The organism is Pedobacter sp. NO84, assembly GCF_059703915.1.
Genome location: NZ_AP046575.1, coordinates 232,005 through 247,114, shown reverse-complemented (window position 1 = coordinate 247,114; position 15,110 = coordinate 232,005). Strand labels below are relative to the sequence as shown.

The 15,110-nt window shown below is 40.0% G+C and carries 13 protein-coding genes; all 13 read left to right on the top strand.

Translation table 11 applies throughout. The features are described from left to right. Positions 1-52: 52 nt before the first annotated feature. The 13 genes from AC6H0V_RS01150 to AC6H0V_RS01090 all read left to right on the top strand — a co-directional run bounded on the left by AC6H0V_RS01150 (position 53) and on the right by AC6H0V_RS01090 (position 15,079). A complete protein-coding gene (locus tag AC6H0V_RS01150) occupies positions 53-739 on the top strand; it encodes a TMEM175 family protein (protein WP_497561869.1) in 687 nt (228 codons plus the stop codon). Further along, entirely contained in the window at positions 723-1,169 is a 447-nt protein-coding gene (locus AC6H0V_RS01145; protein ID WP_497561868.1) for a hypothetical protein, read from the top strand. Before AC6H0V_RS01150 ends, AC6H0V_RS01145 begins: the two co-directional genes overlap by 17 nt. A gap of 453 nt (positions 1,170-1,622) precedes the next feature. Continuing rightward, a complete protein-coding gene (locus tag AC6H0V_RS01140) occupies positions 1,623-2,513 on the top strand; it encodes a branched-chain amino acid transaminase (protein ID WP_497561867.1) in 891 nt (296 codons plus the stop codon). 72 nt (positions 2,514-2,585) lie between these two features. Further along, positions 2,586-4,268, top strand: coding sequence for a dihydroxy-acid dehydratase (ilvD, locus tag AC6H0V_RS01135; RefSeq protein WP_497561866.1), 1,683 nt, complete (start codon positions 2,586-2,588; stop codon positions 4,266-4,268). Between the two features lie 169 nt (positions 4,269-4,437). Then, positions 4,438-6,105 (top strand): biosynthetic-type acetolactate synthase large subunit, encoded by a 1,668-nt coding sequence (ilvB, locus tag AC6H0V_RS01130; RefSeq protein WP_497563355.1) that lies wholly within the window; start codon positions 4,438-4,440, stop codon positions 6,103-6,105. Between the two features lie 47 nt (positions 6,106-6,152). Beyond that, the gene (gene ilvN / locus AC6H0V_RS01125) at positions 6,153-6,788 is read left to right on the top strand and encodes an acetolactate synthase small subunit (protein ID WP_497561865.1); all 636 of its coding nucleotides are present in this window, start codon (positions 6,153-6,155) and stop codon (positions 6,786-6,788) included. A 145-nt stretch (positions 6,789-6,933) separates the two neighbouring features. Next, complete coding sequence (gene ilvC / locus AC6H0V_RS01120; RefSeq protein WP_497561864.1) at positions 6,934-8,415, top strand: ketol-acid reductoisomerase; 1,482 nt, start codon at positions 6,934-6,936, stop codon at positions 8,413-8,415. Between the two features lie 53 nt (positions 8,416-8,468). Further along, complete coding sequence (leuC, locus tag AC6H0V_RS01115) at positions 8,469-9,869, top strand: 3-isopropylmalate dehydratase large subunit (protein WP_497561863.1); 1,401 nt, start codon at positions 8,469-8,471, stop codon at positions 9,867-9,869. Between the two features lie 56 nt (positions 9,870-9,925). Then, entirely contained in the window at positions 9,926-10,687 is a 762-nt protein-coding gene (locus tag AC6H0V_RS01110) for a class I SAM-dependent methyltransferase (protein ID WP_497561862.1), read from the top strand. A 66-nt stretch (positions 10,688-10,753) separates the two neighbouring features. Continuing rightward, the gene (gene leuD, locus AC6H0V_RS01105) at positions 10,754-11,335 is read left to right on the top strand and encodes a 3-isopropylmalate dehydratase small subunit (protein WP_497561861.1); all 582 of its coding nucleotides are present in this window, start codon (positions 10,754-10,756) and stop codon (positions 11,333-11,335) included. 22 nt (positions 11,336-11,357) lie between these two features. Next, positions 11,358-12,824: an ATP-binding cassette domain-containing protein gene (locus tag AC6H0V_RS01100; protein ID WP_497561860.1), complete on the top strand. Its 1,467-nt coding sequence runs from the start codon at positions 11,358-11,360 to the stop codon at positions 12,822-12,824. Next, on the top strand, positions 12,821-13,915 hold the full coding sequence (gene leuB / locus AC6H0V_RS01095; protein WP_497561859.1) for a 3-isopropylmalate dehydrogenase: 1,095 nt from the start codon (positions 12,821-12,823) through the stop codon (positions 13,913-13,915). Before AC6H0V_RS01100 ends, leuB begins: the two co-directional genes overlap by 4 nt. 3 nt (positions 13,916-13,918) lie before the next feature. Beyond that, on the top strand, positions 13,919-15,079 hold the full coding sequence (locus AC6H0V_RS01090) for a 2-isopropylmalate synthase (protein ID WP_497561858.1): 1,161 nt from the start codon (positions 13,919-13,921) through the stop codon (positions 15,077-15,079). Positions 15,080-15,110: the final 31 nt, after the last annotated feature.

Here is a 15,110-nt window from a genome sequence, read left to right as displayed (position 1 = left end):
TTAGCGAATTAGCTAATTGGAATTTCCTACTTTTACAAAAACGCTATTCTCAATGAAACAAGAAAACGAAGAAATTACCAAAGAGGAAATCAAGAAAGAATTCCAGCTAGAACGTATGATTTTATTTAGCGATGCTGTATTTGCTATCGTAATTACGTTAATGGCCATAGAAATCCATTTCCCCGAACATCCCAGATATCCAACAGATACCATGTTCTTTTCGGCATTGGGGCATATTGTGCCAACCATTTTCTGCTATGCGCTGAGTTTTTTCTTTATCGGGCAAATGTGGTACAAACACCTAAAAATGTTTAGCCTATTAAAAGATTATAACAAAGGATTAATTGTAAGAAATCTCATTTTTCTATTTTTTATAGGCCTCTTCCCCTTCGGTGCTTCTTTAATTTTTTCCAGCAAAAATGTCCTATCGCCCGCAATGATCTATTTCGTTATCTTAATTTCCTGTTTCGGCGCCCAACTTTTCTTGCACCATTACATCATCAATAAATCAAAAGGTATTATCATTCAAACAGATCTAACAGAAGAGAGACTGGACCTAAAGAAAAGAACCCTGATCATCATTTCCCTGATCATCGCGGCTGTGCTCGCTTACTTAACCGCTATGTTAATTGAAGACAAGGACGATAAACCGTTGGGATTTGCATGGATCTTAGTTTTTGTTATTATCTCCAGGGTAATTAATGCCAGGTTTAAGTCTCAACATGTTGGCAACAAATAGATCACTTGGCTTCGGGAAATGGGTTCTGATTGCTTTTTTGGCCTTTATTATTGGTTTCGACGGATATTTAGCCTTTACCGCACAAGCAGAATTTAATTACAGCAAAATCCTCCTACTTTTAACACTAATTGCCATCATTGCATTCAAAAATAAATTTACCTGGATTTTAGGAACCACCTTATTTGTATGGTCGCTCTATTATATCATTATAAAGACCATTAATACTCCAACACCTTCCTTTTACGAATTTACTTCTTCTCTTTACTTTTTAATTAATCAAGAAACCTACGCGAAAATTTATCTCTTCGTACACAGCTTTCCAGTTTATTTTAACTTCCTATCTTTACTAATATTCTCTACCTATCCCGTTCGAAGATGGTATGGTATCTCCGCTAAAAAAGCACCAAAAATAAAAACCTATCTGAAGTAGTTTTTGTCAATATTTTGTAAGCAGTCACAATTTTAAGCAGAAAAACTGTTATTTACAATGCATGCATAATATCTATACCGAATACCGATTCCATATTTAGTCTACTTATCACCATCTTTACGTCTAACAAAATAAGATTATTAAGAATTTAATACTGATATTAACTATAATTACAAAATTAAATTTTTTTTAAATTATTTTTCAATTACTATTGATAGTTTATGAACCAAAAACTAAATTGGTTTTTATAAACACGGACAATGTATAACCCAAGAATTTCAAGTTTAAGTAATGTAACTAACCTAGCGTACACCGCTTCTTTAGCTGTCATTCTTATTCCTATTCTGCTACTGCTAATCAAGCAGCAAGGGTCGCTATAAAATGAATATTTAATACTCAGATATAAGAAGCGTCCCCATAAAAAAGGGACGCTTTTTTTAAATAGAAAATAAGATGAACTACTACGATTCAAGCACTATTATTTACTTAAATGATCGGTTTGTGAAAGCCGAAGACGCTAAGACAGATTTGTACGGGCAATCTTTACATTATGGTTTGGCAGCCTTTGAAGGAATAAGAGCCTACAAAACCCACAATGCTACCCGTATATTTAAGATCAGAGAGCATTTTGAAAGATTGCAACGCTCATGCGAGTTGGTAGGCATACCATACCAATGGGATAACAATGAACTTATAAAGCAAACCTACAAGCTGCTGGAACTAAATAATCTTAAAGATGCATATATCCGTCCTATTGTATATAGCGAGCCAAATATGACTTTAATTGCACCAGAGAAAGTGTCGATTATGATCTGTGCTTGGGAATGGGGTGCCTATTTGGGCAATAAACAACTAAAGGTGGGCATTTCACCCTTTCAGCGTCCAAACCCAAAATCTACTTTCGTTGAAGCTAAAATCAGTGGGCATTATGTAAACTCGATATTAGCAACAACCGAAGCTAAGAAAAGAGGTTTTGACGAGGCTTTATTGCTTGATATGAATGAAAATGTTGCTGAAGGCTCTGGAGCAAATATCTTTATCGAAAAAGGAGGGAAATTGTTCACGCCATCCTTAGGAAATATTTTGGCTGGCATTACCCGGGCTACTGTAATAGAACTTTGTAAAGTACTGGATATAGAATTAGAAGAGAAAACCATCAGTGTTGCCGAATTAAAAAATGCAGATAGCGCTTTCTTTTGCGGCACCGCAGCCGAAGTAATCGGTATACACACCATAGATGATACGGTTTACAGACAAAAATGGAGCGATAGTCTTGGCTATACCATCCAACGCGCCTACAAGAACTTAGTACTCGAAAAAGTGAATTATGAAGTAATTATCTAGTCTGGGGCAGAGGGGATGGAGCACAAACGCTATGCCCCATGCGCCAAGCCTTAACGCCTAATCAAACCTTAAATGACCGAACTTAACAAGTATTCAAAAACCTTTACTCAAGACCCTACACAACCTGCCGCACAAGCTATGTTGTATGGCATCGGACTTACCGATGAAGACATGCAAAAAGCGCAGGTTGGTATTGCCAGCATGGGCTATGATGGAAATACCTGTAATATGCACCTGAACGATTTAGCTCAGATAGTTAAAAAAGGGGTATGGGAAACTGATTTGGTGGGCTTAATTTTTAATACCATCGGAGTAAGCGATGGAATGAGCAACGGTACCGAAGGCATGCGCTATTCTTTGGTGAGCAGAGATATCATTGCCGATTCGATCGAGGCGGTTTGTGGTGGTCAATATTATGATGGATTAATTACCATCCCCGGTTGTGATAAAAACATGCCCGGATCTGTGATGGCAATGGGACGATTAAACCGCCCCTCGATTATGGTATATGGTGGTACCATAAAACCTGGTCACTATAAAGGAGAAGATTTAAATATTGTTTCGGCTTTTGAAGCGCTAGGTAAAAAAATTGCCGGACAAATTGATGAAATAGATTTTAAAGAGATTATTAAACATGCTTGTCCAGGTGCTGGCGCCTGCGGAGGCATTTACACCGCAAACACAATGGCCGCAGCTATTGAGGCATTAGGCATGAGCTTACCATTTTCGTCATCCAATCCTGCGTTGAGCGACGAAAAACAGGCCGAATGCTTGGCTGCCGGGAAAGCTATCCGCGTTTTATTAGAAAAAGATATCAAACCCAGCGATATCATGACGAGAAAAGCTTTTGAAAACGCCATAGTAACGATTATGGTTTTGGGAGGCTCAACAAATGCCGTGCTACACCTTATTGCAATGGCAAAAAGTGTGGATGTCTCCTTAACACAAGACGATTTTCAGACCATCAGTAACAAAATTCCAGTATTGGCAGATATGAAACCAAGTGGAAAATACATGATGGAAGACCTCCATAAAATTGGTGGGGTGCCAGCAGTTATGAAATATTTGCTCAAAAAAGGATGGCTCCATGGAGATTGTTTAACCGTAACCGGAAAAACCATTGCCGAGAATATGCAAGCAATTCCTGACCTTGATTTTGAAACGCAAAAAATTATCTTTCCTGCCGAAAATCCGATTAAAGCCACTGGCCATTTACAGATTTTGTACGGCAACCTTGCCGAAGGAGGAAGTGTAGCTAAGATCAGTGGTAAAGAAGGCGAATTTTTTGAAGGTCCGGCTCGGGTTTTCAATGGTGAATTTGAACTGATAGCAGGAATTTCAAGCGGCAAAGTGCGTCCAGGTGATGTGGTTGTAATAAGGGATGTGGGCCCTAAAGGCGCTCCCGGTATGCCCGAAATGCTTAAACCAACTTCGGCCATTTATGGGGCTGGATTGGGGAGCAGTGTAGCCTTGATCACCGATGGAAGGTTTAGCGGAGGAACCCACGGATTTGTAGTGGGCCACATTACTCCAGAGTACTTTGATGGGGGCCTGATTGCTTTTGTGGAAGATGAAGACCGAATAGAAATCAGTGCAAAAACCAATAGCATAACCCTAAAAGTGAGCAGTGAAATTATTGCCGAACGCAAAACAAAGTGGAAGCAACCAGATCTCAAAGTAAGAAAAGGTGTGCTGTACAAATATGCGAAAACTGTAACTACAGCTGCAGAGGGCTGTGTAACTGATGCTCCCTAAACCCCTAAAAGGGAATTTGAAACCTAAAGTATTTGTTATGGAAAATAATATAACTGAAAAAGAAGAAGTAATGGCACTACCTACGACTAAGGAGATGGATATAAAGGATAAACGAACAAAGTCCTCTTCTGAGGATTTAAGAACGGGCTTTAAAGGTACTGGGTCGCAAATGTTATTAAACGGTTTAATTGAAGAAGGGGTCCATACCATTTTTGGTTATCCTGGTGGTGCAATTATGCCCATTTATGATGCACTTTACGATTATAACGATAAATTGAAGCACATCCTGGTTCGCCATGAACAAGGGGGAATACACGCTGCGCAAGGCTTTGCCAGAGCAAGCGGCGAAGTAGGGATAGTTTTTGCCACAAGCGGTCCGGGTGCTACAAATCTGGTTACCGGTTTGGCTGATGCCCAGATAGACAGCACACCACTCGTGTGTATCACCGGGCAGGTTTTCGCCCATTTATTGGGCACCGATGCCTTTCAGGAAACGGATGTTATCAATATCACTACCCCGGTTACCAAATGGAATTATCAGGTTACCGATGCTAAAGAAATCCCAGAGGTGTTGGCAAAAGCTTTCCATATAGCAAAAAGTGGAAGGCCAGGCCCTGTTTTAATAGATATCACCAAAAATGCACAATTACAGGTTGAGGAGTTTCCCGAATATGTGAAATGCAACCATATCCGGAGTTACAGGCCAAAGCCAAAAGTTAGGATTGAATTTATAGAACAGGCTGCCCAATTGATCAATGCGGCTAAAAAGCCATTTGTACTCTTTGGTCAGGGCGTGATTTTAGGCTCCGCAGAACAAGAATTTAAAACATTTATAGAGAAGAGTGGCATACCGGCAGCATGGACCATTATGGGCGAAGGTGCTATACCTACAAGCCATCCCCTAAATGTAGGTATGTTAGGCATGCATGGCAATTATGGACCAAACGTGCTCACCAACGAGTGTGATGTATTAATAGCTATTGGGATGCGTTTTGATGATCGTGTTACCGGTCGTTTAGACAAATACGCAAAACAGGCTAAAGTGATCCACTTGGATATTGATCCGGCAGAAATCGATAAGAATGTAAAAGCGGAAGTTGGTGTTTGGGGCGATTGCAAGGAAACTCTACCCTTATTAACCAATTTGGTGAAAGAAAATAAACACGAAGAATGGTTGGGGAAATTCAGGGCTTATAATCAAGAAGAAATAGATCAGGTAATTACGCCAGAGCTTTACCCTAGCAGCGATGAAATGACCATGGGCGAAGTATTGCGCAATATTAATGAAATATGTGGTGGCGAAGCTATTATCGTAACCGATGTTGGTCAGCATCAAATGGTTGCCTGTAGATATGCTAAATTTAACCATACAAGAAGCAATATCACCTCTGGTGGATTAGGTACTATGGGATTTGGCTTACCAGCGGCGATTGGTGCAACATATGGCGCGCCAAATAAAACTGTAATTGCCATTATTGGCGATGGTGGTTTCCAAATGACCCCACAAGAGCTTGGTACCATTATGCAGTTTGGTGCGCCAGTTAAAATCTTAATCCTAAATAACCGCTTTTTGGGAATGGTACGCCAATGGCAACAGTTATTCCATGAAAAAAGATATTCGTTCGTGAACATTACAAGTCCTGATTTCGTGGCGCTAGCAAAAGCCTATTACATAGATGGGCAAATGGTTAACGAACGTAAGAACTTAAGGGCTGCACTAGAAACGATGATCAGCCATGAAGGATCGTACTTACTAGAGGTAATGGTTGGAAAAGAGAACAATGTATTTCCGATGGTGCCACAGGGATGCAGCGTGAGTGAGATTAGATTAAAATAATTAGCACATTAACCAATTAGCTAATTAGCTAATTAAAGAGATTAATCATGACAGAAGACACCCTCTTACACAAGCCTGCAACTCCCGATTACGAAGGAAAGCAGGAATATAACATTATTGTTTATGCAGAAAACAGGATTGGTTTATTAAACCGGATCGCCATCATTTTCTCTAAACGAAAAATTAACATTGAGAGTTTAAATACATCACCTTCTGAAATAGACGGCATCCATCGCTTTAACATCGTGATTACAGAAAGTTACGAAGTGGTAAGAAAGTTGGCTCGCCAGATCGAAAAACAGATAGAAGTGCTGAAAGTTTATTTCAATACAAACGATGAGATAATTTGGCAGGAATTAGCGCTTTACAAAGTATCAACAGATGAAATTACCGAAAAAGTAACTGTAGAAAGGTTATTAAGACAATATGGGGCTAGTGCGGTTGTGATCAGAAAGGATTATACGGTTTTCGCTGTAACGGGCCATAAAGAAGAAACCGATGCCTTGGTTAAGGCGCTCGAACCCTATGATCTGATCGAGTTTGTTCGTTCGGCAAGGATCGCTATCATCAAAGATAGTGCTGGTTTCCACGAAAAGCTGAAAGAGTTCGAAGCGGTTGAACCTGGAGATGAATTAGTTGAAAATGAGTTTTTGAACAAGGGTCAGAAAGTATTTACAATGTGAGCGTTTGGCGTAAAGCGTCTTGCGTTAAACGAGAAAAACATAAAATAATCGAAAAATATAAATAGAAAGAACAGCGATAAGCGAGAAGCCAATGCGTTAAACCAACGCCAGACGCCGAACGCCAAACGCGAAACAAAATCAAGACATGGCAAATTATTTTAACACACTACCACTTAGAGAACAATTAAATCAACTGGGCGTTTGCGATTTCATGGATAGCGCTGAATTTTTGGATGGGGTAAACGCACTAAAAGGTAAAAAATTAGTAATCGTTGGATGCGGGGCCCAAGGCCTAAATCAAGGCTTAAATTTAAGGGATAGTGGGTTAGATGTTTCTTATGCCTTAAGAAAAGAGGCTATTGAAGGCAAAAGAGATTCTTGGAAAAATGCTACCGAGAACAATTTCAACGTAGGCACTTACGAAGACCTGATCCCGAATGCTGATTTGGTAATTAACCTTACACCGGATAAGCAACATACATCGGTAATAAATGCAATCATGCCCCTGATGAAGGAAGGAGCTACATTATCATATTCACATGGTTTTAACATTGTAGAAGAAGGAATGCAGATCCGTAAAGATCTTACGGTAATTATGGTAGCACCAAAATGCCCAGGAAGTGAAGTGAGAGCCGAATATGTTCGTGGTTTTGGGGTGCCAACACTTATCGCAGTACATCCAGAAAACGACCCCCAGGGCAAAGGACTGTCACAAGCGAAAGCGTATTGCGTAGGTACGGGCGGGCATAAGGCCGGCGTATTAAAATCATCTTTTGTAGCCGAAGTAAAATCTGATTTAATGGGCGAACAAACCATCTTATGTGGTTTACTACAAACCGGATCCATCCTATCCTTTGATAAAATGATAGAAAAAGGAATTAACGCCGGCTACGCATCTAAATTAGTGCAATATGGTGTTGAAGTAATTACAGAAGCATTAAAGCAAGGCGGAATTACGGCAATGATGGATAGATTGAGCAATCCCGCAAAAATTAAGGCATTTGAGATTTCGGAAGAGTTGAAAACAATTATGCGTCCACTTTTCCAAAAACATCAAGATGATATTATGAGTGGCGAATTTAGCAAAACCATGATGGAAGATTGGGCCAATGGCGATAAAAATCTCTTGGCATGGCGTGCGGAAACCGGAGAAACAGCTTTTGAAAAAACACCAGCGGGTGATGTAAAAATTGGTGAACAAGAATATTTTGATAATTATACTTTAATGGTGGCTTTTGTAAGGGCCGGAGTAGAATTAGCATTCGAAACTATGGTTGATGCGGGAATAAAGCCCGAATCTGCTTATTACGAATCGCTGCACGAAACTCCACTTATTGCAAATACGATTGCCCGTAAAAAATTATTCGAAATGAACCGTGTAATTTCAGATACCGCCGAATATGGTTGCTATTTATTTGATCAGACCTGCAAACCATTGTTGGGCGATTTCATGAAAAAAATTGATGTCGATCTGGTTGGTAAAAACTATAATGAAGGTAAGGATGGGGCTGTAGACAACAGAACTTTAATTGCGGTAAATGAGGCCATCCGCTCTCATCATGTAGAACAGATTGGGTCAAAGTTGAGAAAAGCGATGACAGCAATGAAGGCAATTAAAACAGCATAACGAGACTAGACTTACGAAGCCTTAAGACTTCGTAAGTCAAAAAAATACGAAATATGTCACAAACACTAGTAGAAAAAATTTGGGATGCTCACTTGGTCAAAAGCGAACCGGGCTTTCCTGATATTTTATACATTGATACACACTTAATCCACGAAGTAACTTCACCACAGGCCTTTGACGGTTTGCGCAAAAGAGGGCTGCCCGTTTTTCGTCCACAACAGACCGTGGCTACGGCAGACCATAATGTACCCACCTTAAATCAACTTTTGCCCATTAAAGAAGAATTATCGCGTTACCAGGTAGATATGCTTACCAAAAACTGCGCAGAATTCGGCATCGAATTATATGGTCTTGGGCATCCATTTCAAGGCATTGTGCATGTAATTGGTCCAGAATTAGGAATTACCCTGCCAGGCAAAACCATTGTGTGTGGGGATAGCCATACCTCTACCCATGGCGCATTCGGTGCAATAGCATTTGGAATTGGCACTTCCCAGGTAGAACAGGTGTTTGCTACCCAATGTTTATTGCAGCAAAAGCCTAAAACCATGAAAATTGAGGTTAATGGGGAGTTGGGAAAGGCGGTTGGTGCAAAAGACATTATTCTTTATATCATCTCTAAAATATCGGCTGCAGGTGGAACCGGTTATTTTATAGAATATGCAGGCTCCACGATCCAAGCGTTAAGTATGGAAGCGAGAATGACAGTTTGCAATATGAGCATAGAAATGGGCGCCAGGGGCGGATTAATTGCACCCGATCAAACTACATTCGATTATATCAAAGGTAGAGAGTTTGCGCCGGCGGGTGCCGAATGGGATAAGGCTTTAAACTACTGGAAGACTCTATATAGTGATGTTGACGCACAGTTTGATAGCGTATTAACATTTGATGCAGCTGACATTACCCCAATGATCACCTATGGCACAAACCCTGGAATGGGAATGGGAATCCAGGAGAGCATTCCATCAACCGGCGCACAACCCGAAACAGAACGGCGCTCCTATCAAAAAGCATTAAATTATATGGGCTTTGATGATGATAGCTCTTTGATCGGCAAGCCCGTAGATTATGTTTTTATTGGCAGTTGTACCAACTCAAGAATTGAAGACCTACGTGAAGTAGCAGAATTTGTCAAAGATAAGCGCAAAGCGGATAATGTTACCGTATGGATTGTACCGGGATCAAAACAAGTAGAACAACAGGCCATAAATGAAGGATTGGATAAAATTTTTGAACAAGCTGGGTTTCAATTACGTGAACCCGGATGTAGTGCTTGCTTAGGAATGAATGAAGATAAAATCCCCGCAGGAAAATATTGTGTTTCAACTTCAAATAGAAATTTTGAAGGAAGGCAAGGCCAAAATGCAAGAACATTATTAACCAGTCCGCTTACCGCTGCAGCAGCAGCAGTTACGGGTAGGATTACTGACGTACGTGAACTGATTAGCTAATTCACTAATTAGCCATCCCGATAGCTATCGAGAAGCTAATGATTTAAATAAAATTTATGCCACAAATCAATTGGGATAGCAACTTATACAACAAGCAACATCACTTTGTTTCAGATTATGGAGCGGATGCAGTGCAATGGCTTGCACCCAAAATGGGAGAACATATCCTTGATGTAGGCTGCGGAACGGGCCAGTTAGCTGCTAAAATTGCTGAAAGTGGGGCATTGGTTTTTGGAATAGATGCTTCATCAAGCATGATCGCAACAGCAAAAGCCCAGTTTCCCCAGTTGAAATTTGAAATAATGGATGGCACTAAACTGCCCTACCATGAAGATTTTGAGGCAATTTTCAGCAATGCTACTTTCCATTGGATAGACGATCAGGAGGCATTAACCAAAGGTCTTTTTAATAGCTTAAAAACCGGAGGCAAATTGGTAGCAGAGTTTGGAGGTAAAGGAAATGTTAAGAGCATAACGGATGCTATCGCTGTGGCGGCTGAAAACTTGGGTGTAACGTCGCAACTGAACAACGATTTTTGGTTTTTTCCATCTATCAGTGCCTATACCTCACTCCTTGAAAAAAATGGTTTTGAAGTAGAACAAGCTTGGCTTTTTGATAGACCTACCCCGTTAATTGGTGAAAATGGCATGTATGATTGGATTAGTCAATTTGCCCAACATGCCTTTAAAGATCTATCAATGGAAGAAGCAGAAGATATTAAAAATTTGGCTGTAGAAATATTAAGGCCAACCAATCTTGTAAATGCAATTTGGATGGCAGATTATAAACGACTTAGAGTTAAAGCTTACAAGAGATAGAAGCGTTGAGCGTTAGGCGATAAGCGCCCTGAACGCTATACGCCATTCGCCAAACGCAGTACTAATATGAAAAAATTCACAAACCTAACATCGGCCGTTGTGCCATTAAACATCGAAAACATAGATACCGATCAGATTATTCCTGCTCGATTTCTGAAAGCTACTACAAGGGAAGGTTTTGGAGAAAATCTCTTTTGCGATTGGCGCTACGATGAAAACCATGAGCCAAAACCAGACTTTGTATTGAATGATAAATCATATAGTGGTAAAATCCTATTGGCCGGAAAAAATTTCGGATGTGGGAGCAGCAGGGAACATGCCGCATGGGCAATCCAAGATGCGGGCTTTGATGCGGTCGTAAGTAGTTTTTTTGCGGATATCTTTAAAGGTAATGCATTAAACAATGGACTTTTGCCTGTGCAAGTAAGCGATGCCTTTTTGTTTAAACTGTTTACTGCCGTTGGACAAGATCATCAAACTCCCGTAGAAATCGACTTAGAAAACCAAACCATTACTTCGCTAGCTTCGGGCGAGCGAGAAACCTTTGAAATCAATCCCTATAAAAAATCATGCTTAATTAATGGTTATGACGACATTGATTTTATTTTAAACCAAAAACAGTTAATAGAAGAATTCGAAAAACGCTAATCGCCAAACGCTTACGCATAACATGAAACCATTAGTGCAAATCCATAACCTCAACATACAATACCAGTCGAAATTGGTATCGAAGGATTTGCATTGGGTAATAAACCCTGGCGAAAATTGGTTGTTAGATGGCGAAAGCGGAAGTGGTAAAACAACCTTAGCTAAAGCTATCGCGGGTTTGGAATATAAAGAGGTGAGCCTCCATTTCAATTTAGAAAGTTCATTGCCAGCAAAGGCCTTCTACGTGGAAAATTGGTATCAATTTAAAAACAAAGAAGGGGCCGCCAATTTTTATTATCAGCAACGCTACATCAGTATACAAACAAAAGATACCCATACCGTTAATACCGAATTAACCCACTATGGCCACGAAAATAAATTAGATTTTAAAGAGCTTGGACCCATTTTAGCTGGCTTAGGATTTGCTAATTTAAGGAACGCTACATTACTTGAGCTCTCAAGCGGCGAGCACAAAAAGTTGCAGCTGGCAAAGGCAATATGGTTAAAACCTCAGTTATTAATACTTGATCAGCCCTATACAGGCTTAGATCAGGTATCTCGTAAAAACTTGAATACATTATTAGATAAGGCTTCACAAATAGGTGTTCAGCTTATTTTGATCAGTAACGAAAAAGAACTCCCTACAAGCATTAATCAGTTCGCAACGCTTGAAAATGGAAGCCTGAATGTTTCAGCTAAAAGACCAGTTCATAATGTTCGCAAAAGAACCGTTTCAGCTATTCCTTCATTTTTATTTCATACCCCTAATTTTTTGTCAAATCCTATTGTTAGCATGACGGACGTGAATGTAAATTATGGCGATAAACAGGTTTTAAAGAACATTTCGTGGGAAGTTAATGCTGGCGAAAAGTGGTTATTACAAGGCCATAATGGGTCTGGAAAATCAACCTTGTTAAGTCTTATTAATGGCGATCACCCTCAGGCCTATGCCAATACCTTATCCTTATTTGGGAAAAAAAGAGGCACCGGCGAAAGTATTTGGGATATTAAAAAACAGATCGGATTAATTTCACCAGAGTTTCATTGGTATTTTGATCCCTCGGCAACGGTATGGCAAAGCATAGCCTCTGGACATACAGATAGTGTTGGCTTATTTAGCACGCTAACAGAGAGCAAAAAAAATCAGGTTAACGAACTCATCCGTTTTTTTGAATTAGGAATCTACAAAGACGAAATCCTAAAGGTACTTCCGTTAGGCAAGCAAAGATTGGTGTTGTTAGCCAGAACAATTATAAAAAATCCAGCTTTGCTGATACTAGACGAACCTTGTCAAGGTTTGGACAAGCAACAAACGGAAATTTTTAATCAGTTGGTTGATGATTTGTGCAGTTATGGCATCACCTTAATCTACGTGGCACATACCGATGATCAACTCCCAAAATGCATCACCCATAGGCTGGTGCTGGCCGAAGGAACAATTTTAAGCAGTACCAACAATTATCATAAACAAGAAGAATTAGTACAATGAAGAAGCACATTTTAGTTATCCCGGGAGATGGGATTGGCCCAGAAGTTACCCAATGGGGAAAAGCGGCATTAGAACATATAGCTGCAGCCTTTGATCATGATTTTACTTTTGATGAGGCCTTAATGGGGCATGCTGCTATTGAGGTGAGCGGCAATCCTTTACCAGACGAAACACTAACAAAAGCTAAACAAAGTGATGCTATTCTATTCGGTGCCGTTGGCCATGCAAAGTATGATAACGATCCTTCTCTAAAGGTTAGACCAGAACAAGGGTTGCTTAAAATTAGAAAAGAACTTGGTTTATATGCTAATCTTCGCCCTATCCTATTATTCGATGAACTTTTACATGCTTCGAGCATTAAGCCAACTATTTTAAAAGGAACGGATATCTTGTTCTTTCGAGAACTAACTGGTGATGTTTATTTTGGAGAAAAAACCCGTTCGGAAGACCGCAATACGGCCTCAGACCTGATGATATATCATAAATATGAGGTAGAGCGAATCGCGCACAAGGCCTATGCAGCCGCACGCCAAAGGAGAAAAAAACTGTGCTCGGTTGATAAGGCGAATGTATTGGAAAGTTCCCGTTTATGGCGAGAAACCGTACAGGAAATCGCAAAGCAGTACCCTGATGTAAAAACGGAACACATGTTTATCGATAATGCAGCTATGCAATTGATTAAAGACCCCAAACAGTTCGATGTTGTTTTAACGGCAAACCTTTTTGGTGACATCTTAACGGATGAAGCTTCCCAAATTGCTGGCTCAATGGGTATGTTGGCTTCTGCTTCTATTGGTGATGGAACTGGATTTTTTGAACCTATCCATGGTTCGGCACACGATATAACAGGCAAAGACTTAGCTAATCCTCTAGCTTCTATCCTATCGGCAGCACTAATGCTCGAGATAAGTTTTGGACTCAAAGCGGAGGCCCAAGCATTGGTATCAACAATAAATAAAGTGTTAAAAGAGGGCTTCAGAACCAATGATATTGCAGACCCCACCACAAATAGATATAAAGTGCTAGGCACCAAAGAAATGGGAAAACTAGTTTTAAAATTTTTATCACAGCAATTCACTATTAAATCATAAGCGATGTTACATGATCCGAATAAAGTTTACATTTTCGATACCACGTTACGTGATGGCGAACAGGTGCCTGGCTGTCAGTTAGACACCCATCAAAAAATTGAAATCGCTAAATCTTTAGAACTGCTAGGGGTTGATGTAATTGAAGCAGGATTTCCTATTTCGAGTCCAGGCGATTTTAACAGTGTAATTGAACTATCCAAAGCCGTAAAGGATCCAATAATCTGCGCGCTAACACGAGCAAATAAAAATGATATTGATGTTGCAGCCGATGCGTTACGTTATGCAAAACGTCCTAGGATCCATACCGGTATCGGTGCATCTGATATGCACATCAAAACTAAGTTTAACAGCACAAGAGATGAAATTTTAGCCCGCGGCATTGAAGCTGTCCGATATGCAAAAACATTTGTTGAGGATGTTGAATTCTATGCCGAAGATGCTGGCAGAGCTGATATTGAGTTTTTGGCCAAAATGATCGAAGCGGTTATTGCCGCTGGTGCAACCGTAGTTAATATTCCAGATACGAATGGCTATTGTTTGCCAGACCAATATGGATCAAAAATATTATACCTTAAAGAAAACGTAAAAAACATCCATAAAGCTATCATTTCGGTGCATTGCCATAACGATTTGGGATTAGCAACGGCCAACTCTATAGCTGGATTGCAAAATGGCGCTCGCCAAGTAGAATGTACCATTAATGGTATTGGTGAGCGGGCAGGAAATACATCAATGGAAGAAGTGGTGATGATCTTAAAAACACACAAAAGTTTAAATCTCCACACCCATATTAATACCCAGAGTTTCTATAACATTTCAAGGCACGTTAGCGAACAAATGCATATGCCGGTACAACCTAATAAAGCAATTGTTGGAAGTAATGCCTTCTCGCATAGTTCTGGAATTCACCAAGATGGCTTCTTAAAAAACAGAGAGAATTATGAGATCATCAAACCAGAAGATGTTGGTTTTCCATCAGCTGCAATTGTTTTAACCGCTAGAAGTGGTAGACATGCGTTAAAACATCATCTTGATAGGTTAGGGCATCAATTAGAAAAAGAAAACTTGGATAAAGTATATCAGCAATTTTTAATCTTGGCCGATAGTAAACAGGGAATAGATGATCAGGACCTTAACCAATTGGTATCGGTACATCTTGGGTAAGATGGAAGAGGGAGGATGGAAAATGGAAGAT